The following is a 21,403-nucleotide window of genomic DNA, read 5'->3' on the forward strand; positions in this document are numbered from 1 at the left end:
TGCATGGCAGGCCTTTAGCCAGCACCTGCCGTTTTCGAGCGTTCATGGACGGTGTTCAATCGCGCTTCGGAATCGCCACCCGGCTTGTCGCTTTCACTTCGCGCAGCGCCAGGCTCGACTGGATCGACGCGATCCCCAATTGTCGCCTCAGGACGCTCTCTACAAACTCGCTGTAGCTGTCGAGATCTTCCGCCAGCACCTGCAACAGATAATCCGCATCCCCGGTGATTTTGTGGCACGACAGCACCTGAGGCAGTTCCTTGACCACCGCTTCGAAGGCGTCCGGCGCGTGGTCGGTGTGGATGGCAAAGCGCACATGCACAAACGCCATGATGTCCAGGCCGAGCAGCTTGCGATCCAGATTGGCCTGGTAGTCCTTGATCACGCCTTCTTCTTCCAGACGCTTGCGGCGGCGCCAGCACGGCGTGAGGCTCAGGGCCAGACGCTCGCTGAGTTGGGCGTTGGAAATACTCGCGTCTTCCTGCAGCAAGGCGAGGATGGCGAGATCGGTGTCGTCAAGAACGACCTGCTTGGTTTTATTTTTCATATTCGCCTGTAATAGGGGTAAAAAAACCCGATAAAACTAACAGCGCAAGAACTAAAAGCAAAGAAAGCCCCGCACCGCCAGAACAAAATAGACCCTGTCTTTTACTGGCGGATTTATACACATGCTGACTGTTTTTAGCGATGCCCACCGTTTGCACCATGGCACCGAATTGAAGGATGGCGTACTCAAGCCATCGTTCGAGCAACCGAGCCGCGCCGACACCGTGCGTGACCGCGTCCAGCACGTCGGGCTCGGCGATATCATCGTGCCGCGCGCCTTTGACCGCGCCTGTTACGTCAATGCCCACAGCGAGCGCTACGTCTCTTTCCTTGAAACCGCATGGGCCGAATGGACCGCCATCGGCCGCAGCCATGACGCGCTGCCGCTGGTGTGGCCGGTGCGCGATCTGGCCAATGAACAGGTGCCGGATTTCATCGACGGCAAGCTGGGGTTCTATGCCATGGACGCCGGTTCGCCGATTACCGCGACCACGTGGCAGGCGGTGAAGACCAGCGCGGACATTGCACTCACTGGCCTCGCGCTCATCGATGAGGGCCACAACAGCGCCTTTGCCCTGTGCCGCCCACCCGGCCACCATGCCGCCCGCGAATACATGGGCGGTTATTGCTACCTCAACAACGCCGCGATTGCCGCACAACAGGCCATCACTCAAGGCGCCAAACGCGTTGCGGTACTGGACGTGGATTTCCACCATGGCAACGGCACACAGAACATTTTCTACGACCGCTCGGATGTGCTGTTTATCTCCCTGCATGGCGAGCCCGCCGTGTCCTACCCGTACTTTTCCGGCGCCAACAGCGAGCGCGGCAAGGGTGCAGGGGAGGGCTTCAACCTGAATTATCCGTTGCCGAAAAACACCACCTGGGATCACTACAAAATTGCCCTCGCCGACGCGTGCCAGCGGCTCAAACACTTCGCCCCTGAAGTACTGGTGATTTCCCTCGGCGTCGACACGTTCAAGGACGACCCCATCAGCCACTTCCTCCTCGACAGCGAAGACTTCCTCGGTATGGGCGAGATCATCGCCAGCGTGGGCGTGCCGACGTTGTTCGTGATGGAAGGGGGCTACATGGTCGATGAGATCGGCATCAATGCCGTCAACGTGTTGCACGGTTTCGAAAGCAAAACCGCCTGACCCCCTAATAACAACGACCGCCCAACTTTTTTCTGCCAAAACTCAAAAACATAACAAGAGGTTTTGTGATGAAAACAACTACGTCCGGGCTTTGCGAAAAGCCTGCGTTGCAACGCACCCTGAGCAACCGTCATATCCAGCTGATGGCCATGGGCGGTGCGATCGGCACCGGCCTGTTCATGGGCTCCGGCAAGATCATTGCGCTGTCCGGCACCTCGATCATCCTGATCTACATGATCATCGGGCTGTTTGTGTATTTCGTGATGCGCGCCATGGGCGAGCTGCTGCTGTCCAACCTCAACTTCAAGAGCTTTGCCGATTTTGCCGGCGCCTACCTGGGGCCGCGCGCCGCGTTTTTTCTCGGCTGGTCGTACTGGCTGAGCTGGAGCGTGGCGGTGGTGGGGGATGCGGTGGTGGTCGGCGGGTTTTTCCAGTACTGGTTCCCGGACCTGCCGGCGTGGATGCCGGCGGTGGGCATGCTGTTAACGTTGTTCGCGTTGAATGCGCTGACTGTCCGGTTGTTCGGCGAAGTGGAGTTCTGGTTCGCAATCATCAAGATCATCGCCGTGGTGACCCTGATCGGGGTGAGCGTGGTGCTGATCGCTGGCTCGTTTGTCTCACCCACCGGCGTCACTGCATCGCTGTCGCATTTGCTGGACAAGCAGGCGGCATTTCCCAACGGCCTGTTCGGCTTTTTTGCCGGGTTCCAGATGGCGATTTTTTCCTTTGCCGGCACCGAGCTGATCGGCACCGCCGCGGCCGAAACCCGTGCGCCGGAGAAGACGTTGCCCAAGGCAATCAATTCGATTCCGTTGCGCATCATTCTGTTCTACGTGCTGGCCCTGGCGTGCATCATCGCCGTGACCTCGTGGCAGCAGGTGTCGCCGAGCAAAAGCCCGTTTGTGGAGCTGTTCCTGGTGGCGGGGTTTCCTGCGGCTGCGGGCATCGTCAATTTCGTGGTACTCACCTCGGCGGCGTCCTCGGCCAACAGCGGGGTGTTTTCCGCCAGCCGCATGTTGTTCGGGTTGGCCGATCTGGGGGATGCGCCAGGTGTTTTCCGACGCTTGTCCAACAGCAGCGTTCCGTTGTTCAGCCTGGCCTTCACCACGGTATTGATGCTGCTCGGCCTGGTGTTGCTGTTTGTGGTGCCGGAGGTGATGACCGCCTTCACCATTGTGTCGACGGTCTCGGCGATCCTGGTGATTTTTACGTGGTCGACGATTCTCGCGTCGTACATCGCTTACCGTAAAAAACGCCCGGACCTGCACGCCAAGTCCACTTACAAGATGCCCGGCGGTGTGCCGATGGCTTGGTTTTCCCTGGGTTTCCTTGCGTTCGTGCTCTGCCTGCTGGCGTTGCGGCCAGACACACGCCTGGCCCTATATGTGATGCCGGTCTGGTTTATCTGGCTGGCGGTTGCCTACCAGATCAGAACGCCATTCTCAGGCCAACCGTACCTTGGCGGCCGTTGAAGGTGTTGCTGTCCAGGTTGCGGTTGTAGCCCACCTCGCTGTAAACGCTGATGTCTTGGGTGACCTTCAACGTTGCACCGACGCTGAGGTCCAGGGTGGTGGACTTCTGCTCGGTGTCGATGTCGGTGACATCGGCAAAGGTCACGGTGTTCTGTCCGGCGCGGGTGTGCCAGACATTCGCCCGTACATAAGGCACCAGTGGCATGCCACGCACTTGGTAGTCGCCGCGCAGGCGGATTCCCAGGCGCGTGGTCAGGTGGGTATCGGCGTTATAGGACACGTCGGAAACCCCGTCGTTTTGGCTATTCAACGTGGTCTTGCTGACGATCACTTGTGCCTGGGGTTCCGCGACCCAGTTGGTCGTCACCGGGATCGGCCAGCCGACTTCGGCGGAGGCTGTGACGTTGTGCCCGCGGGTTTTCATCTTCACACCACGGTCCGACTCGTTGTTGCCATTGAAGCGTGTGCCCATTAACACCAGGTCAAGGTAGGCCTGGTTGGCGCCGATCAGCGTCCAGTACACGCCCAGGCTGTCACCGCGCAAGGTGGTTTTGCCGGCGTTCTTGTCCTCCCGGCCGCCGTTGAAGCCTTTGACTGTGCCCCGCAAACGGCTATGGCCGACGAAAAACCCCAAGCGTTGCTGGCCATCGCCCATGGCGCTGGCATAGAGATCGCTGCCCACCTGGAAGCCCGTTACCGAACTGTCCAGCGTCGGGCTCACCGTGCCGGCGAAACTCTGGCGACTGCTGTTGCCGTAGACCCGACCCCACCCGGCCGATAAAGCGCCGGCCTGCTGTTGCTGGCTCTGGTCACCCATGCGCTGGTGAAAGGAGCCGAGCATGCCTTGCACGATTTGCTGGGCGGCGGGAAACAGCGCGGCGTAGAGCGGCACTTCCGGGCGGTAGATGGGAATCGGCTCTGTCCCAGGGTTGGGCGGCAGCGGTGGTTCATCGGGAATGGGGACAGGCAACGGCACGATAATGACCGGGTTCGGCGGCACCACCGGGATGGTCGAACGCAGGTAGTAGTTTTCGGCGGTGCCGGCGGTGACGCCACCCTTGAACAGGTAATAGTCGAACGCGCCGGCAGACACCGGCGCGCCAAGGGTAAAGGCAGTGCCGCTGCCGGTGGCGCCGTTGAGCGCCTGCACCACCTGGATACCATCTTGCAGCGTAGCGGCGCCTGCGCCGCCGAGGTTAGTGACGCGAATGCTCGTACTCCCCTGGATGGTCCCCTGGCTGATTACCAGTTTGTCGCTGGGCGAACCGTCGCCACCCAATACACTTTGCAGCGCGAGTTGGCCGCCGCTGGCGTTGTAGTTGCCATTGACCGTCAGGGTATCGCTGGTGCCGGAGCTGCCCGTGGTCATGTCGATCAGGCCGCTGTTGTTCAGGGTCGTCAGTTGGCCGGCGGTAAACGGGTTGATGATCCCTGTACTGACCCGCAATGCCGAGCTGCCATTTACGTTCATGGTGCCGGTCCCGGTAGCGGCATCCCCCAGTGTGAAGGTGCCGCCGAGGGACAGGCTCGAATTGTTGTCCAGGTTGACGATTTCCCAGTTCTGATAACGTTGCGGTGTGCTGACCTGGCTGTTGTCGAACGTCAGGGTATCGTTCTCCGTTCCGCCGTCCACAACGGGAGTAGGGGCGACAATGGCTTCGGTCAGGTTTTTCAGCAGCGCCGTGTCGTTATCGCCGGCCAGCAGTACTGCCGAGTCGAGTTGGCCCGCGCCGTTCCACTCGAACTGGTCATTCCCCGCGCTCATGCGAATTTCCCCGGCAATCCTGCCACCCTTGATGACGATGATGTCGGCCCCGCCGCTGACGCTGAGGTTACCGCCAATGAAACTGGTGCCCGATACCAGGATCGTGTCGTCGCCAAAGCCGGTGACGAAGTTGCCGACAACGGTGCCGCCGCGCATATCAAACAGGTTGTTGTCGAGTTTCATGTCGACGCGTCCGATGCTGCCGCCGGTCATCAATCCGTGGTCGCCATCTTCAAAGGCGCCTGTGATGGTACCGCCGCTCATGGCGAAGTCGTCGATGCCATCCCCTTGGGCAAGGGATGTGATCGTGCCGCCGCTCATGGAGAATTTGTCCAATCCGGCGCCCTGGAAAATTCCACCGGCCGTACCGCCGCTGATTTGCACTACATCGGCACCGGAGCCCTGCAAGATCACACTGTTGACCGCCCCCTGGAACAGGCGAAAGATATTCGCGCCATCGCCCATGTTGACCCCACTGGTGCCGATGACCGCATCCGCGGTGTTCATCTCGATGAGGTCATTGCCCGCGCCATAACCGACGCCCAACACGCTGCCGTTGCCGGAGGGAAATATCAGACTGTTGTTACCTTGCGCATCAATGAGGTTGCCGCCCGCGCCGCTGGTGCAGGTCACCACATCGTCACCTGGCGTGATGGTGAAGGTGCACGCCTGAGCAGTGCTTGAACAGCTCAACAGCCATGCTGCTGACGCCATAATCAGGCTGGCGCCGGTCCGTTGGGGAAGTCGTTTGCTCATGATCCGTCCTCGCTCAATGCGACCTGACTCCACGGTGCCTGATGACAGGCACGGTTAAGGACCATGGCAACAACGAACGCGATACGGATCAGGGAATACGAGTTACCTGCTTCGAAAACACCCGCCAATGCAAAGGGTTGGCATGGCTTTCTCGACTGCACCTCACCTGTGCAGCACGTTTTGAACCTTAGACGCACATCCCTCGCGTCGCTACTGTGAGAAATAACAGGTACGGACGAGTCGGCGGCTATGCGAAGACGATCTCGTAAGGCTCGCGCATGCGATCCAACAACACCTGCGCCAGCATCGGCGCCAGACCGATCTGCGGGTCACCCACCAATTGACTCGCATAGGCATGGACCGCGTGGAGTTTGCGCGCAACGCTCCATGTGTCCAGGCGCACCTTGCGCGCCCGTTGCCAGGGGATGATTGCACCCTCGCGCGCGGGCCAGTGCCAGGCCCAGATCGGCAGTTCATACAGCTGCGCACCGACGAGATTGCACGCCTTCGCACTGGCGCGGCCCACCGCTTCGTGGTCGGGGTTGCCGTCGTTGCGCCACGTGGTGAACACCACATCGCCCGCTTGCAAATAGCGCGCGATGAATTGGCTCAGTTGCGGCTCACGGGCCGACAGGGCGTTGTCGCAAAAGCCGCCGCGAATCCATTTCAGGCTATGCATGGGCATGCCCAGGCGACGCAGCGCTTCGGCGCTTTCCTGGGGCCGCACGACGCTTAAGCGGCTGGCCGGCCACCGATGTGAGCCAGGATGGCTGGCGCTGCCGTCGGTGATGGAGATCAGTTGCAGGGGATATTCAAGGGTGCTGAGCAGTTGCAGCATGCCGCCGCACGCCAACACTTCGTCGCCCGGATGGGGCGCGATGACCACCACCCGTGCACCGGCCGGGACCAGCGATGTCGCAGAGATAGGGGCTATTTGCGCCAGCTGCGGCGCAGTGTTCCAGATTTGCGCGGGGCCGCGACGGCCTTCACTGAGGGAGGCAGACTTCATGAGCGTTACATCCTTGTGGATTGGTGCTGGGTCGTGCCCCGTTGACGGGACGACTCTATTTATTCACCACAGACTCCGCCGTGATGGGTGCGTGGCCATTCAACCCTGAATGACCAGCAAGGCGTCTTCAGCATAGACAAGGATTCGCCGCTTTTACATTCTGTAATATGGATTTTTTCACGACGCCGGCATCAGGCTCTTCAAATAATCGCCAAACCCGCCTTGGGCGCGGGATTCCAAGCGCGCACTGGTGATCACTTGCGGGGTATTGCTCCAGGCGATAGAGGCGCCACAGCGTTCCAGGTTGCGCACCAATTGCACGTCCTCATGGCAGGCCAAGGGTTCGAAGCCGCCTGCGCGAATGTAAGCACCCGCGCTCACCCCCAGATTGGCGCCGTGGATGTGCCGGTGCCCGTCCTGCGCCTGATAACCCTGGAGGTAGCGGATCTGCGCGGCCGGGTCGAAGCCCTCGCTCCACGCGTCCACCGTCACCGTGCCGCATACCGCATCGGCGTTCAGCGCCAACTGCGCTACCAGCCAGTCAGGCGCGACGCGGCTGTCGGCGTCGGTGCAGGAAATCCAGCGTGCGCCCTGATTGAGCAGATGCCGCGCACCCAGCCCGCGCACATGCCCAACATTGCGCGCCTGTACTTCGAAGTGCTGCACCGGGTAGCTCTGGACGATGGCTGCGCTGTCATCGCTGCAACTGTCGAGCACCAGCAGGATCTGCACCGCTTCGCCTTGCAGGCCAGGGTGGCGGGCCGCGATCAACGCGGCGTCCAGGCAGTCGGGTAACAGCGCTTGTTCGTTATGCACCGGGATCAGAACGCCGATCATCGCAGGCCCTCATGGCGAGCGACCGAGGTGCCATCGCGGCACCACAGGTCGAGGAGAAAATCCTGTTCGTGGTAGCTGGCGATGCGCGGCATTGCCAGTCGTTCATGGAGCAGGGCATGTACCTGCTCAGATGTCTGCGGACAGCCTTCAATCGGTACGCGCCAGTGGCACGCCAGCAGTTGGCCGTCGTCGGTCAGGCTGGCGAGGGCGCGGTCGATCACGCGGCCTAAATCGTCTGCGTCGAGGTAGTAACACAGCTCGCTGAGCACGATCAGCTCGAAGCGCTCGGTCGGCCATTGTTCCGGCAGGCGGCTCTGTTGCACCTCGGCATGGGGGAACCCCAACAAACGGCTGCGCGCCAGGCTGACGGCAGCGGCGGCGGTGTCACAGCACAGCAGGCGATCACAGCGAGGCGCCAGTTCGAAACTCAGCTCGCCATTGGCACAGCCCGGCTCAAAAATGGCGGCATAGCGCGGACGCGTCAGCACAGCAAGGGTCAATGCGCGTTTGCGTCGCTCATACCAGCGTTGACGAAACGCCCAAGGGTCATCATTTTCGGCGAACAGTTGGTCGAAATACGGCGTAGCCACACTCATACGAATACCACTTCAAACGGTTGCAGCAAGCGCTCCACCACATAGGGCGCGAGCACCGGGGGCAGGCCGATTTGCGGGTCACCTTCCAATTGGCTGGCGAACGCGTGAATAGCGTGGCGCTTACGGGCCACCGACTCGCAGCTCAGAGGGATTTTGCGCGCGCGGTGCCACGGCACTTGGCTGTCTTCGGCGGTTGCCCAGTGCCACGTCCACACCGGCAGCTCGTACAGCGTAGCGCCCACCGCTTGGGCGGCCTTGGCACTGGCGCGGCCTACGGCTTCGTGGTCGCAGTGGCCGTCTTCTCGCCACGTGGTAAACAGCACATCCGTGGGCTTGAGGTAGCGTTGGATAAAGGCGCTCAATTCGTCCTCTCGCGCCGCTACCTTGCTGTCGGTAAACCCGGCGCGCAGCCATTTCAAACTGTGCAATGGCAAACCCAGCCGATGCAGGGCTTGCGCTGATTCCTGGGGCCGCACCACGCTCAGGCGCTCTACCGGCCAGCGCCGAGAGCCGGGGTGACTGGCGCTGCCGTCGGTCACCGAAATCAGCTGTATGGGCCGACCGAGCGCCGCCAGACCTTGCAACAGACCACCGCAGCCCAGCACTTCATCATCCGGATGGGGCGCGATGATCACGGCGCGATGCCCTTCAGGTACTAACTGTTCGACGCTGATCTGCGGCAACTCGGCCATCCGCGGCGAGGCCTGCCAGTGATGCAGTGGGGTGCCTTGGCCGACAATCGGGTTGGGTTTCATAACTGCCACCTCCCTGTGGGTTCGCCTGCGATCAGCTCACCCAGGCCGGCCAAGTCACGTTCGGCGTGACTCTGGCGCAGGTACACCGGCAAATCCGCCATCAACTGCGCAAAGTGCGGGTCCTTGCAATAGGGGCCTGCACCGACGGCACGTCCCACGTGGTGCATCACTTGCTCGACCGTGTCTTCAATGCAAGCCCGCGTCTGCTGGGCCAGCACTCGGGCATCAGCCTTAGGTTCAAGGTCGATGTGCTCGGCGCTGGCGCGCAGAACGCAGGCGGCCCCGTTCAGCGCACTGTCCACTGAACCCAAGTGGGCGAGGGCATGGGGTTCAGGGCGTTTGGCGCATTGCTCACGCAAGACTTCCGCCAGGCGTTGCGCGGCGCCATACCAGCACGCCGCAATACCAATCCCGCCTTGCCAGAAGCCGGGGCGGGTGAGGTACTCACCGGGGTGGCCGACGGCAATCCCGCGCACCCCCTCGAAGACCACTTCAACGCTGCCCGTCGCCGCCATGCCGACCGCGTGCCAGCCGTCCTTCGTCACAGTTACGCCCGGCTGCTGCATCTCGACCGCGACCAGTTGCTGCCGCTCTTCTTCATCCCAGGCCGTCAGCAACCCATGGCTGACCACGGCCGCGCCGGAACACCAGGCTTTACGACCGTCCACCATCAGTCGATGGCCGTCGCGCCGCACGCGTACCTTGGCACTCGGCGGTTCGGCGGCCCACATGCCCCACGTGCTACCCAAGGGCGGCAGGGGGCTGTCCAGTTCTGCAATGATCGCCAACGCGTCGGTATGACCCTCAAACAACTTGCACAGGCGCAAGTCATGCCCGGCGACCTGGGCCAGGCGACTGAAGCGTGCCAAGGTCTGCCCGCTGCCGGGCAGCGGCAGTTGGTCAAGGCCTTCTTCCTGAAGCGCCTTCAGGGCATCCCCCAGGGCTTGCGTGTCCGCATAACCCCGGTAGCCTTGAAGGAATCCGTGTAAAGCCATCTCACACCTCGTCTTCGCGCTGCAGTTCAAACAACAACAGCGAGCGGCCGGTCACCGCGTATTCATGTTCAAAATCAAAGCGTTCCTGACCGCGTACTGCGGTGTCATTGGTATCGAGCATGCAGGTCCAGAACTCACCCTCGGGCACTGGCGGCAGGCGGAAATTGACCATGTCGTGGTGCGCGTTGACCACCAGCAACAAGGTCGCATCGGCACCGGCGCGACGAATCCCGGTTTCCTGGGCGCGGCCGTCCATCAACATGCCGAGGCAGCGACCGTGGCTGTCTTCCCACTGTTCGGTGGTCATTTCGTTGCCGTCGGGTGCGAGCCAGGTTACGTCCTTCACGCCGATGTCTTCGTTATAGTCGCCGACCAGGAAGCGTCCACGCCGCAGGATCGGGTAGGCCAAGCGTAGCTTGATCAATCGTTTCACGAACTTGAGCAGCGACTTGCCGTCATCGTCCAATTCCCAGTTGACCCAGCCGATCTCGCTGTCCTGGCAATAGGCATTGTTGTTGCCGTGCTGAGTGCGGGCGAATTCGTCACCGGCGACGATCATCGGCGTACCTTGGGCCAGCAGCAGGGTGGCGAAGAAGTTACGCATCTGGCGCAGGCGCAGCGCGTTGATTTCCGGGTCGTCGGTGGGGCCTTCAACGCCGTGGTTCCAGGACAGGTTGTTGTTGCTGCCGTCCTGGTTGTTCTCGTCGTTGTCTTCGTTGTGCTTGTCGTTGTACGAGACGAGATCATGCAGGGTGAAACCGTCGTGGGCGGTGATGAAATTCACCGAGCTGTACGGGCGGCGACCGCGATGATTGAACATCTCGCCCGAGGCGGTCATGCGCCCGGCGAAGTCCGCGAGCTGGCCGTCGTCGCCTTTCCAGAATGCGCGCACGGTGTCGCGGAAGCGGTCGTTCCATTCCACCCAGCCCGGTGGGAAATTGCCCACTTGATAGCCGCCCGGGCCGCAGTCCCAAGGCTCGGCGATCAGTTTGAGCTGACGCAGTACGGGGTCCTGGCGGCAGGCCACGAGGAAACTGTGGCGCTCGTCGAAACCATCGCGATAGCGGCCAAGGATCGTTGCCAGGTCGAAGCGGAAACCGTCGACATGCATCTCGTTGGCCCAGTACCGCAAGGAGTCAGTGACCATTTGCAGCACGCACGGGTGACTCAGGTCCAGGGTGTTACCGGTGCCGGAATCGTTGATGTAGAAGCGCTTGTCGTCAGGCATCAAGCGGTAGTACGAGGCATTGTCGATGCCGCGCATGGACAGGGTCGGACCGCGCTCGTTGCCTTCGGCGGTGTGGTTGTAGACCACGTCGAGGATCACTTCCAGCTTCTGTTCGTGCAGGTGCGCGACCATCTCCTTGAACTCGGCGATCTTGCCGCTGGCCAGGTAGCGCGGGTCGGGGGCAAAGAACGCGATGCTGTTGTAGCCCCAGTAGTTGGTCATGCCTTTTTCCAGCAGGTGCTGGTCGTTGACGAAGGCGTGCACCGGCAGCAGCTCCACCGACGAAATACCCAACTGGCGAATGTGCTTGAGCACATCGTCTTCCATCAACCCGGCGCACGTGCCGCGCACGGATTCACCCACCGAGGGGTGACGCATGCTGATGCCGCGCAGGTGGGTTTCATAAATGATCGTACGGTCCCATGGCACCCGCACCGGCTGGTCGTTACCCCAGGTGTGTGCCGGATCGATGACCTTGCACTTAGGCACGAACGGCGCGCTGTCACGCTCGTCGAAACTGAGGTCGTCGTCGGGATGGCCGATGGTGTAGCCGAACAGTGCTTCGGACCATTTGAGCTCACCTACCAGCTGTTTGGCGTAGGGGTCGATCAGCAATTTGTGGTGGTTGAAACGATGACCATTGGCCGGATCGTAGGCGCCGTATACCCGATAACCGTAAATCAGTCCTGGATGGGCATCGGGCAAGTAACCGTGGAAGATTTCGTCGGTGTATTCCGGCAGCTCGATGCGCTCCAGCTCTACTTCGCCGGCGTCGTCGAACAGGCACAGTTCCACCTTGGTGGCGTTGGCCGAAAACAGCGCAAAGTTGACACCCAGGCCGTCCCAGGTGGCACCGAGCGGGAAGGGCAAACCTTCGCGAATCCGCGACGGTTCATGTTCCTGCGTCGCTTGGTTTTTGTCGGGTTTGCTCATTCAAGTTGCTCCTGCAAGGGTCTTTTTCAGGCCGAACGCCGCCAGGCTGACGAACGTTCAGCTCACAATCAGTGTGATGAAGTAACCGCCTGCCGAACGCGTCGGCAGGCGGTTGATAGGATTAAGGCTTTGGCTTTTTCGGAGCCGAGGGCTTTTTCGCCGCAGGAGGTGTCGGCTTGCTGGCAACCGGAGCCGGCGGTTTGGCTTTGGCGGGCGGCTTGGGCGCGGCCTTCGGCTTGGCGCCAGCCTTGGGTTTACTCGGCGTCAGCGCTTCGGCTTCGGCCAGCTTGCGCGCCATCTCCCAGTGGCGCGCATCTTCACCATGGGGCTTACCTTCAGACTCCCAGATCTGATGCGCCAGTTCGCGTATGCGTTTGTCTTCAGTACTCATCACAATGCTCCTCACAGAAAATTTTCAGCTTTCTTGATCATCAGGATTGATAAAGACATTGACCGGGAAATCCCCCAGGGCAGTGCTGATCAACAGCTCCTTGTCTGGTGTGACTGCGCCTGTATGAAAAAGTCCCTTCCAGTTTTGAGTTGGTGCGGCGAACGGTAATTTCAGCCGCGTATCGCCCCAAACCTGCGCATTGATCTGGGGATACACACCGTTCTCCAGCAAGTGATGTGACCAGCGTGGAACCACTACCAGCAGGCGTTTGCCCTGGTGTTCGCGACAGAATGCGACCACCCGCTCGGCATGCTGGCCGACCACTTCCAGCGGTGTGTAAGTACCGTTGCGAAACAGCTCAGGCTGGGCCTTGCGCAAGGCCAGCACCTGGGCAATCACCGCCTGTTTGATGCGCCCGTCACGCCAGTTGAACAACAGTTCGCCGATGTCCGTTGGGGTCTCGAGTGCCCGTTGTCGTGCACTGAAATCCACCGGACGACGGTTGTCCGGATCCACCAGGCTGAAGTCCCAGAACTCAGCGCCCTGGTACAGGTCTGGTACACCCGGCACAGTGATGCGAAGCAAGGATTGCGCCAGCCCGTTGAGCGCCCCGGCCGGGGCAATCGCCTGGGCAGCCGCCGCAATTGCGGTGCGCAACGTGCGACCTTCTTCACTGAGCAATAGACGCGACAGAAACGCTTCCACGCCTTGTTCGTAGGCGTCGTTGGGCGCACTCCAACTGCTGTTCAATTTGGCTTCGCGCAGGGCCTTTTGTTGCCACTGCCAGAGGCGTTGTTGATAGCCGTCGAAGTCATCACCCTGGTCCAGCGGCCAACTGCCCAGCAGCACTTGGTAGAGGATCAGCTCATCACCGGCCGACGGCGTGTCGGCATCGCTGCGTAACGGTGCTGCCAGGGTGCGCCACTGCTCAACCTGTTCCACGTACCAGTCGGCGCACTCGCTGAGCACTGCCAGTCGAGCGCGGGTGTCTTCGCCGCGTTTGTGGTCGTGGGTGGCGGTGGCCAGCAGGTTATCCGGGAAGGCTTCCAAGCGCTGTTGGTTGATCGAATGGAATTCGGTCAACGGTGCGCTGAACTGCTCAGTACTGAAGCCCACATCATTACGCGACAGCAGCACCGCTGAGCGATAGAACGCGGTGTCTTCCACGGCTTTGGCGGCCGCGGGCGAGGTCAGTTGCTGGAAGCGTACGCAGGCATGCTTGAGGATCTTGCGCTCACGGCCCACCGGACGTTGGCGCCAAGGCTGGCCGCCGAGGGATTTTTCGAGGTGATCCAGCACCGGCCAGTCGCCCTCGCTCAAGGTGGTGCGGGCACCGTCCATGGCCTGCTGGAACACCGCGTCGTCGGCGGCGCTGCGGCCCAAGGCGCTGATGTAAGTGCGGTACACCGGGAAGTGCACGATCAGCTCCTGCAGGGCGCGGCGAATCGCGCCCAGGGTCAGGTCGCGGGTCATCACATCGTCGCGGGCCACTTGCAGGAGCGCTTGGGCGACGCTTTCAAAGTCCCCGCCCAACGAGCCGTTGAGGATCTGCTGGCGGGCCAGACGGGCTTCTTCGATAAACGCTGAGGGCCGTTCGGTATGGCGTGTCCACAGCTCGGCCAGCGGTGCAAAGCCGTCCGGCTGGTGTTGCAGCAAGGACAGTTGGTCCATGAATTCATAGCCGGTGGTGCCGTCCACACACCAATCCTCACGCAGGGTTTCGCCTTCACCGAGGATCTTCTCGACAAAGATCGGCAAGTGCCGCCCAGGTGCCAGGGCGTCCACTCGGCGACGCAGCTTGCGGCAATAACCCCGCGGGTCGGCCAGGCCGTCGATATGGTCGATACGCAACCCATCCACCAAACCTTCGCTGATCAGTTCGAAAATCTTGCCGTGGGTGGCCTCAAACACCGCCGTGCGTTCTACGCGCAGGCCACCCAGCTCATTGACGTCGAAGAAGCGCCGCCAGTTGATATCGTCTGCCGCCGTGCGCCAACTCGCCAGGCGGTAGGCCTGTTGTTCGAGCAACTGATGCAGGCGATTGAAACCCTCGGGTTGGCGCCCATCGAACTGGATCAAGCGGTCTTCGATAGCCGCCAGGACTTCAGTCGCCCGCTCGGCCAGCGCCTGCTTGAGCCAGGCGGCTTCGGCGTAGGTGTCGTCCTGATAGGCGAGGGCGGCGAAACGGTCAGCCAGGGGTTTGAGCGTTTCATCGCTGCCCAGGATCAACGCGTAATCCCGTGGGCATATCGGGAAGCGATGCTCGTAATGCTCGACATAAAATGCGCCGTGGACCGCATCGAAATGCAATGTCAGGGTGCCGGTCTGTAACGCTTCGCCGTAGTCGCTGCCCAGAAACGGCATCAACAGTTGACCCTTGAGCAGCGGGTCGGGCGAGTGCCACTGGATGTCGAAGAACTCGCTGTACGGGCTCAGGCGGCCCCACTCCAGCAGGTCCAGCCACCACGGGTTATCGGCACCGCCAACGGCCATATGGTTGGAGACGATATCGAGGATCAGCCCCATGTCGTGTTCACGCAGGGCGGCGACCAGGCGGCGCAAGGCGGGTTCACCGCCCAGTTCCGGGTTGACGCGGGTCGGGTCGACCACGTCGTAACCGTGCATGGACCCGGCGCGGGCGCTGAGCAGGGGCGAGGCGTAAAGATGGCTGATGCCTAACTCGGCGAAATACGGCACCAGCGGCACCGCATCGTCCAACGTAAAGCCTTTATGAAATTGAAGGCGCTGGGTGGCGCGCAGGGGCAGTGTCTTCATCGGTCACGCTCATAGGCCTGGTTGCGCGCGACGGCCAATAGTTCAAGGCGGCGCGCGGCTCCGGCATTGTCCAGCAAACTTGAAGCCTCACCCGCCAGGCGTCGGCGCCAATTGGGATGGGTATCGGTGGTGCCGGGCAGGTTGGCTTGTTCTTCGACGCCCAGGGCGTCTTCCAGTGGCAACAGCACCAACGGCGCACGGGTATGGCCGAGGTAGCGCACGCTGGCGTCGATCATGTGGTCGGTTTCGTTACGGATCTCGTCAACGAAGTTCTGCGGGTCCTGGCTCAAGGCCTGGCGCAGGGCCTGGCGTTCGCGCAGGCGGTGTTCGCTCCATTGCTCCACGGTGGGCGCATCGATCAGGCCGAGTTGGATGTTCCAATCGATGTCGCGGCTGTGCCACCAACCATTGAGCGTGGGCAAATCGTGGGTGCTGGTAGTGGCCAGGGCGTTGTTCGGCCAGTCGAGAATCTGCGTGAACTGACCATCGTGGCCTTGCTCGAAGAGCAGCACACGCATCCCCAGAATAGAGCGGCTACTGAGTTTTTCGCGCAGGCCGTCGGGCACAGTGCCGAGGTCTTCACCGAGGACGATGGCTTGATGGCGGTGAGATTCCAGCGCCAACAGACGCAACAGGTCGTCCACCGGGTAATACAGGTAAGCGCCTTCGCGAGGGGATGCGTCCATGGGGATGACCCACAGGCGTTGCAGGCCCATCACATGGTCGATGCGTAAACCACCGGCATGGGCGAAGTTGGCGCGCAGCATCTCGATAAATGCGCGGAACCCATTGCGCTGGAGGCCTTCCGGCGAGAACGCGGAAATGCCCCAGCCCTGGCCCGCACGGTTGAGGATGTCCGGCGGCGCGCCCACGGTCAGGTTGGCCAGCAGTTCATCTTGGCGGCTCCAGGCCTGGCTGCCACCGCCGTCAGCTCCCACCGCCAGGTCGGCGATCAAGCCAACGCCCATGCCACTGCCCTTGGCGGCTTGTTGCGCGCGCTCAAGGCAGCGGGCGATCAGCCATTGGGTGAAGGCGAAGTAGCCGATCTCTTCTCGGTTGTCCTCGGCGAACTTCGCCAGCGCCGGGCTCTGCGGGGTACGCCACTCCTGCGGCCAGTGGCGCCAGTCGAGCGCTTCGCCGGCAGCCGCGCGCACAGCTTGCACCGCTTCAAAGCGACAGTGATTTTCCAGGGCTTCACCGCCGGCCTGGCGGAAACTCAGGAAGTCGGCATGTTGCGGATGCTGGCCGTGGCGGAAGTCTTCGTACAGCGCGCGCAACAGGCGTTGCTTGGCTTTGGCGGCGGCGGGCCAGTCGATCAGGGTGTGTTGTTCCAGAGCGTGCAGCTCATTCTCCAGACCAAGGGCGTCGATGGCGTTGCGCACTTCACGTTCGCCAAGGATGCAGCCGGGCGAGGCATACAAGCTGTTGAGGAACAAACGGCTGGACGGCGAATAGGGGCTGTAGCGCCCTGTGTCGGCGCTGAACATCGCGTGCATCGGGCTGATTGCCAGGGCATCGGCGCCGCGCTCGGCGGCAGAACGGGCCAGGTGTTCCAGGGCCAGGGTGTCGCCGAAGCCCCCATCGCCCAGACGGCGCAGCGAGTACAGCTGCGCACTCAGGCCCCAGGCGCGGGCGGGCTGGCTGTCGACCGAGTCGGCGACGCTGTAGCAGTGAGTGGGGGCGACGGCCAGCGTGAAGGTCTGGTCGTTAATGTGCACCTGGTGGTAGCCCAGGGCGATGATGCCCGGCAGCACGGCGGCGCCGTCCAGGCGCAGGTCCAGGGTTTCGCCGTCTTCCAGGCTGACACGGCACAGGGTGTCGGGTTCGAAGTAGTGCGCCAAGTCAAGGCCGTCGCCGCTGTCGACCGTCATCAAGGGCGGCAGGTGTTTGTCTTGTTGCGCCCGCTCCAGTTCCAGCAGGCTGGTATTGATCTCTGCGTCGCTGTCGGCCGGGTGACCAAGGCCTTTGAGGACAGCGCGCAGGGCATCGGGTGTCACGTGTTGCGGGCGGCCGTTGGCGTCGATCCAATCGACGGCCAGGCCTGCGCGGCTGGCGAGGATTTCCAGGTTCGCTTCACTCAAGGGTGTTCTCCAACAGGGGAAAGGCTGACGCGCGCGCTGTACGGCGGCAGTTGCGCGCCTTGCTCAGCAGGCGTGGCAAAAAGTAGGTGCTCCGGCGCCGGATGATTCACGGGCGTGGCACTGAGGTTCAGGTCGATCTGCAACAGGCTGCCATTGCCCAACCGCCAGCGGGCTGTCACAGCGCCGTCCGCCAGCACTTGGGCGCCCAGCGCCACACTGCCGGGCAAGTGCGGCACGAGGTGGCGATGGCGCAGGCTCAGCAGTTGGCGGTAGAACTGCGCCTGTTCGCTGTCGGTAAATGTCGGGTTTGATTGCTGGAAGGTAGGCAGGGCGTTGGGGTCAGGGATGCGTTCGCGTCGCTCGGGATCCTGGAATGCGGCGAAGTCGGCAAACTCGTTGCGCCGGCCTTCACGTACCGCTTCGGCCAGTTCGCCGTGGTGGTCGGTGAAAAATAGGAAGGGCTCTTTGGCGTTGACTTCATCGCCCATGAACATCAGCGGGATCATCGGCGACAGCAGCAGCAACGTGGTCGCGGCCTTGAGTGCCTGAGGCGAGCACAGTTGATGCAGGCGCTCGCCCAAGGCGCGGTTGCCGATCTGGTCGTGGTTCTGCAAAAACAGCACAAAGGCACTGGGTGGAAGGTGCGCGCTGGGTTCGCCACGGGTGTGGCCATGGCGTGTGGTCTCGCCTTGGTAGATGAACCCTTCGCCCAGGCAGCGCGCCAGCTTGGCTGTGGTGTCTGCTTCGAAGTCGCTGTAATAGGCGTCGGTTTCACCGGTGAGCAGCACGTGCAGCGCGTTATGGCCGTCGTCATTCCACTGTGCATCGAAATCATGCTCCAGCAGACTGGCCTGGTTGAATTCGTTCTCCAGCACCAGCCAAACGTGGCGACCGGTGTCGACCTGCTGGCGCACACGCTGTGCCAGTTGTTGCAGGAAACCGGGATTGTCGATGGCGTGCACGGCATCCAGGCGCAGGCCGTCGAAGCGGTACTCCATCAGCCACATCAGTGCGTTGTCGAGGAAAAAGTGGCGCACCTCGCGGCGCTCGAAATCGATCCCCGCGCCCCAGGGGGTGTGCACGTCTTCGCGAAAGAAGCCTTGGGCGTATTGACCCAAGTAGTTGCCGTCAGGACCGAAGTGGTTGTAGACCACGTCGAGGATCACGGCCAGGCCGTGCTCGTGAGCGCTGTCGATCAAGTGCTTGAGCTGCTCAGGCGTGCCGTACGAGGAATGGGGCGCGTAGGGTAGAACCCCGTCGTAGCCCCAGTTGCGTTCGCCGGGGAACTGCGCCAAGGGCATCAACTCAATGGCCGTGACGCCCAGCTCGGCCAGGCGTGGCAGGTGTTTCTCCACGCCGGCGTAGCCCCCCATTGCGCCGACATGCAGCTCGTAGATCACCGCCTCATGCCACGGGCGACCTTGCCATTGGCTGTGCCGCCATTTATAGGCGAGTGGGTCAACCACCCGGCTCCAACCGTGCACATCGCACGCTTGGGCCCGGGATGCGGGGTCGGGCACGTCTTTTTCCCCGTCGATGTTGTAGCGGTAGCGCGTGCCCGCCGGGCACTTTATTTCTACTTCAAACCAGCCCTCTGCCTGCGGCAGCATGGCAACTGATTTGCCGTCTTCCAATTCAACGCTGACATAAAACGCGTCTGGCGCCCACAAGGCAAAACGCGTGTGTTGCGCGTCCAGCATGATTGCGCCGTGGGGCCAGGTTTCTAGAGTCCGTAACGGCATCTATAGAGGCCTCCCTTGATTACTTGACTGATTTCCCCAGGGCCTTGGCCACAAGTTGTTCGTAGAGTTCGGCGTAGGGTTCGACTGCCTGGCACCAATTGAACGGTTGGGTCATGGCACGGCAACGCATGGCGTTGAGCAGGCCTGGGAAAGCGAAGACCTTGAACGCGCGGCTCAGGGCTTCTTCATAACTTTCCACCGTGGATTCATTGAACAGGAACCCGGTGACGCCATTTTCGATAGTGTCTGCCAGCCCGCCGGTATTGCGTGCCACCGGCAGTGAGCCGAAGCGCTGGGCGTACATCTGGCTCAGGCCGCAGGGCTCGTAGCGCGATGGCATCAGCAGGAAGTCGCTGCCGGCAAACATGCGGCGCGCGTCGGTTTCGTTGAAGCCGATGCGCACGCCGACTTGGCCCGGGAAGCGCAGGGCCAGTTCACGCATGGCCTGTTCTTCTTCCGGTTCGCCGCGCCCGATGATTGCGATCTGGCCGCCGTTCTCAACGATGAAGCCAGCCACCGCTTCGGTCAGGTCCAGGCCTTTTTGGTAGACAAGACGCGAGACCACGGCGAACAGCGGGCCGGTGGAATCGTGCAGACCGAACAATTCGCGCACGTGGGCGGCATTGATTGCCTTGCCTTCCCAGTCGCCGATATTGAAGTTGTGCGTCAGGTGCTCGTCGGTGGAGGTTTCCCAGCTTTCATCAATACCGTTGGGGATACCACTGAGCAGGCCTTGCTGGGTCTTGGCGGCGAGAAAACCGTCGAGGCCGCAGCCAAATTCCGGGGTAGTGATTTCCTGTGCGTAGGTAGCGCTCACCGTGGTGATATGGCTGGAATAAGCCATGCCGGCCTTGAGGAACGACATCTTGCCGTAGAACTCCATGCCTTCCTGCTGCAGGGCGTGGGGCGGGATACCCAGCTCTGGCGTCGAGGCCAGGCTGACCACACCTTGATAGGCCAAGTTATGAATGGTGAACAGGGTCGGCGTACGTGACCCACGCCAGTGCATATACGCCGGGGCCAGGCCAGCAGGCCAGTCGTGGGCGTGCACCAAGTCCGGGCACCAGTGAATCTGCGCGAGGTTGGCGGCGATGTCGGCGGCGGCCAGGCCCAGGCGGGCGAAGCGGATATGGTTGTCCGGCCAGTCGCGGCCGTTGTTGGCACCGTAAGGCGTGCCTTCACGCTCGTAGAGCTCGGGGCAGATCAACACATAAATGACAAGGCCGTCCTTGAGGTCCATACGCCCGATCTTGCATGGCGGCAGCGCGGCGTGGCCGCCCAGTTCACCGATGATGTGGATCGGGTTGTCGCTTTCCATGACCTGCGGGTAGCCGGGGATCAACACGCGCACATCATGCAGGTGAGCCATGGCACGGGGCAGGGCCGCGGAGACGTCGCCCAGGCCACCGGTTTTCACCAGGTCAGCAAACTCGGACGTGACAAACAGCACTTTCTTTCGATTCGGGTTGTGACTCACGATCGGCCGCACAGAGCTTGGCAGGTCGGCCAACGACGTAGGCCCCCCTGCAGGCTGACTGAAACGCTCTCCCTGAGTATCTACTGCGGCACTGATCATAATGCACTCCCATTTTGTTGGTCGGCTAATGGCCCGCTGCCACTAGCTCCGATTGGCCGCATCCTGCGGCCAGGCGCACAAGCACTGTACAAACTGGCAAGGCGTATGCCAGTTGCACGGATTGCGAAAAAAGATTGGATGGACGGGCATGTGCTGTGAAGCGTGTGTGCTCGCCTTACCTTAAAACTGGACCAATGGCAGAGTCGGAAAGTTTAGATTTTTTGCGGGGTTTTTGTTTTGGAACGGACCCATCGGTCATCAGTCTAGGACAGATCCTCATAGCCTGTGGGGTTTCTGGGAAGATTTTGTAGGACAAAAAACTTTTAACCTGAGAGTCAGTGGTTATTAGCCAATTGTTTGTGGGGCAGTGGTGTATTTCGAGGTAATGCAGTTTGACCTGGGTTTTGTAGTGAGCAGGCTTGCCCTGCGCTGGGCTGCGAAGCAGCCCCATTAGGGGCACCGCTTATGTACCTGGTGCATCAAGGTGAACCATTTGGGAGCGCTTCGCACTCCGTCGCAGGGCAAGCCTGCTCACCACAGAGGTTGTAGCGTCCGTGGGCAGGAGGTTGTGAGCTTATTTCTGAGCAAACCTCTCACCACACAATTGTTTGCGACTGTGGAGTAAGGGCTGAGCTGCATTTTGTAGTGAGCAGGCTTGCCCTGCGCTGGGCTGCGAAGCGGCCCCATTAGGAGCACCGCCTATGTACCTGATGCAGCAAGGCTAGCCATTTGGGAGCGCTTCGCACTCCGGCGCAGGGCAAGCCTGCTCACCACAGGGGTTGTGGCGCC

15 protein-coding genes are annotated in these 21,403 nt (G+C 61.6%); 2 read left to right on the plus strand and 13 right to left on the minus strand.

What is annotated here, in order from left to right; all coding sequences use genetic code 11:
• Window positions 1-55 precede the first annotated feature (55 nt).
• A complete protein-coding gene (locus AB4N82_RS23250; protein WP_032885271.1) occupies window positions 56-547 on the minus strand; it encodes an Lrp/AsnC family transcriptional regulator in 492 nt (163 codons plus the stop codon).
• A gap of 121 nt (window positions 548-668) precedes the next feature.
• Here AB4N82_RS23250 and AB4N82_RS23255 point away from each other — a divergent pair, with 121 nt between their 5' ends.
• Both AB4N82_RS23255 and AB4N82_RS23260 read left to right on the plus strand, forming a co-directional pair.
• A complete protein-coding gene (locus tag AB4N82_RS23255) occupies window positions 669-1,703 on the plus strand; it encodes a histone deacetylase family protein (protein ID WP_095184652.1) in 1,035 nt (344 codons plus the stop codon).
• Window positions 1,704-1,771: 68 nt separating this feature from the next.
• Window positions 1,772-3,175 carry an amino acid permease gene (locus AB4N82_RS23260; RefSeq protein WP_460103193.1) on the plus strand — a complete coding sequence of 468 codons (1,404 nt, stop codon included), beginning with the start codon at window positions 1,772-1,774 and terminating at the stop codon, window positions 3,173-3,175.
• Here AB4N82_RS23260 and AB4N82_RS23265 read toward each other — a convergent pair.
• The 12 genes from AB4N82_RS23265 to glgA form a co-directional block, all read right to left on the minus strand.
• Entirely contained in the window at window positions 3,132-5,696 is a 2,565-nt protein-coding gene (locus AB4N82_RS23265) for an autotransporter family protein (protein WP_460103196.1), read from the minus strand. The genes AB4N82_RS23260 and AB4N82_RS23265 overlap by 44 nt on opposite strands.
• A 247-nt stretch (window positions 5,697-5,943) precedes the next feature.
• Window positions 5,944-6,705 carry a PIG-L deacetylase family protein gene (locus AB4N82_RS23270; protein ID WP_032885266.1) on the minus strand — a complete coding sequence of 254 codons (762 nt, stop codon included), beginning with the start codon at window positions 6,703-6,705 and terminating at the stop codon, window positions 5,944-5,946.
• A gap of 177 nt (window positions 6,706-6,882) precedes the next feature.
• Entirely contained in the window at window positions 6,883-7,542 is a 660-nt protein-coding gene (locus AB4N82_RS23275) for a glycosyltransferase family 2 protein (RefSeq protein ID WP_095184653.1), read from the minus strand.
• Window positions 7,539-8,138 carry an SAM-dependent methyltransferase gene (locus AB4N82_RS23280; RefSeq protein WP_122765222.1) on the minus strand — a complete coding sequence of 200 codons (600 nt, stop codon included), beginning with the start codon at window positions 8,136-8,138 and terminating at the stop codon, window positions 7,539-7,541. The genes AB4N82_RS23275 and AB4N82_RS23280 overlap by 4 nt, the downstream gene beginning before the upstream one ends.
• On the minus strand, window positions 8,135-8,893 hold the full coding sequence (locus tag AB4N82_RS23285) for a PIG-L deacetylase family protein (protein WP_032885263.1): 759 nt from the start codon (window positions 8,891-8,893) through the stop codon (window positions 8,135-8,137). Before AB4N82_RS23285 ends, AB4N82_RS23280 begins: the two co-directional genes overlap by 4 nt.
• Window positions 8,890-9,888: an acyl-CoA dehydrogenase family protein gene (locus tag AB4N82_RS23290; RefSeq protein ID WP_122765221.1), complete on the minus strand. Its 999-nt coding sequence runs from the start codon at window positions 9,886-9,888 to the stop codon at window positions 8,890-8,892. Before AB4N82_RS23290 ends, AB4N82_RS23285 begins: the two co-directional genes overlap by 4 nt.
• Window position 9,889: 1 nt before the next feature.
• Entirely contained in the window at window positions 9,890-12,049 is a 2,160-nt protein-coding gene (gene glgX / locus AB4N82_RS23295) for a glycogen debranching protein GlgX (protein ID WP_032885261.1), read from the minus strand.
• A 121-nt stretch (window positions 12,050-12,170) separates the two neighbouring features.
• Window positions 12,171-12,440, minus strand: a complete 270-nt coding sequence (locus AB4N82_RS23300; protein WP_095184657.1) for a DUF2934 domain-containing protein — start codon at window positions 12,438-12,440, stop codon at window positions 12,171-12,173.
• Between the two features lie 24 nt (window positions 12,441-12,464).
• The gene (locus AB4N82_RS23305) at window positions 12,465-15,215 is read right to left on the minus strand and encodes a malto-oligosyltrehalose synthase (protein ID WP_460103204.1); all 2,751 of its coding nucleotides are present in this window, start codon (window positions 15,213-15,215) and stop codon (window positions 12,465-12,467) included.
• Complete coding sequence (gene malQ, locus AB4N82_RS23310) at window positions 15,212-17,296, minus strand: 4-alpha-glucanotransferase (protein ID WP_122765219.1); 2,085 nt, start codon at window positions 17,294-17,296, stop codon at window positions 15,212-15,214. The genes AB4N82_RS23305 and malQ overlap by 4 nt, the downstream gene beginning before the upstream one ends.
• Window positions 17,293-19,038 carry a malto-oligosyltrehalose trehalohydrolase gene (treZ, locus tag AB4N82_RS23315; protein ID WP_460103207.1) on the minus strand — a complete coding sequence of 582 codons (1,746 nt, stop codon included), beginning with the start codon at window positions 19,036-19,038 and terminating at the stop codon, window positions 17,293-17,295. The genes malQ and treZ overlap by 4 nt, the downstream gene beginning before the upstream one ends.
• Window positions 19,039-19,057: 19 nt before the next feature.
• On the minus strand, window positions 19,058-20,614 hold the full coding sequence (gene glgA / locus AB4N82_RS23320; protein WP_081797612.1) for a glycogen synthase GlgA: 1,557 nt from the start codon (window positions 20,612-20,614) through the stop codon (window positions 19,058-19,060).
• Between the last annotated feature and the right edge of the window lie 789 nt (window positions 20,615-21,403).

It is taken from the genome of Pseudomonas sp. H1_D04 (assembly GCF_054683855.1).

What these genes read in the sequence shown, in the direction of transcription:
- AB4N82_RS23285 (WP_032885263.1), bottom strand. Translation starts at nt 8,893, where the DNA reads ATGAAACCCAACCCGATTGTCGGCCAAGGCACCCCACTGCATCACTGG.
- glgA (WP_081797612.1), bottom strand. Translation starts at nt 20,614, where the DNA reads ATGATCAGTGCCGCAGTAGATACTCAGGGAGAGCGTTTCAGTCAGCCT.
- AB4N82_RS23260 (WP_460103193.1), top strand. Translation starts at nt 1,772, where the DNA reads ATGAAAACAACTACGTCCGGGCTTTGCGAAAAGCCTGCGTTGCAACGC.
- AB4N82_RS23275 (WP_095184653.1), bottom strand. Translation starts at nt 7,542, where the DNA reads ATGATCGGCGTTCTGATCCCGGTGCATAACGAACAAGCGCTGTTACCC.
- AB4N82_RS23305 (WP_460103204.1), bottom strand. Translation starts at nt 15,215, where the DNA reads ATGAAGACACTGCCCCTGCGCGCCACCCAGCGCCTTCAATTTCATAAA.
- AB4N82_RS23250 (WP_032885271.1), bottom strand. Translation starts at nt 547, where the DNA reads ATGAAAAATAAAACCAAGCAGGTCGTTCTTGACGACACCGATCTCGCC.
- AB4N82_RS23265 (WP_460103196.1), bottom strand. Translation starts at nt 5,696, where the DNA reads ATGAGCAAACGACTTCCCCAACGGACCGGCGCCAGCCTGATTATGGCG.
- AB4N82_RS23270 (WP_032885266.1), bottom strand. Translation starts at nt 6,705, where the DNA reads ATGAAGTCTGCCTCCCTCAGTGAAGGCCGTCGCGGCCCCGCGCAAATC.
- treZ (WP_460103207.1), bottom strand. Translation starts at nt 19,038, where the DNA reads ATGCCGTTACGGACTCTAGAAACCTGGCCCCACGGCGCAATCATGCTG.
- AB4N82_RS23290 (WP_122765221.1), bottom strand. Translation starts at nt 9,888, where the DNA reads ATGGCTTTACACGGATTCCTTCAAGGCTACCGGGGTTATGCGGACACG.
- AB4N82_RS23300 (WP_095184657.1), bottom strand. Translation starts at nt 12,440, where the DNA reads ATGAGTACTGAAGACAAACGCATACGCGAACTGGCGCATCAGATCTGG.
- glgX (WP_032885261.1), bottom strand. Translation starts at nt 12,049, where the DNA reads ATGAGCAAACCCGACAAAAACCAAGCGACGCAGGAACATGAACCGTCG.
- AB4N82_RS23280 (WP_122765222.1), bottom strand. Translation starts at nt 8,138, where the DNA reads ATGAGTGTGGCTACGCCGTATTTCGACCAACTGTTCGCCGAAAATGAT.
- AB4N82_RS23255 (WP_095184652.1), top strand. Translation starts at nt 669, where the DNA reads ATGCTGACTGTTTTTAGCGATGCCCACCGTTTGCACCATGGCACCGAA.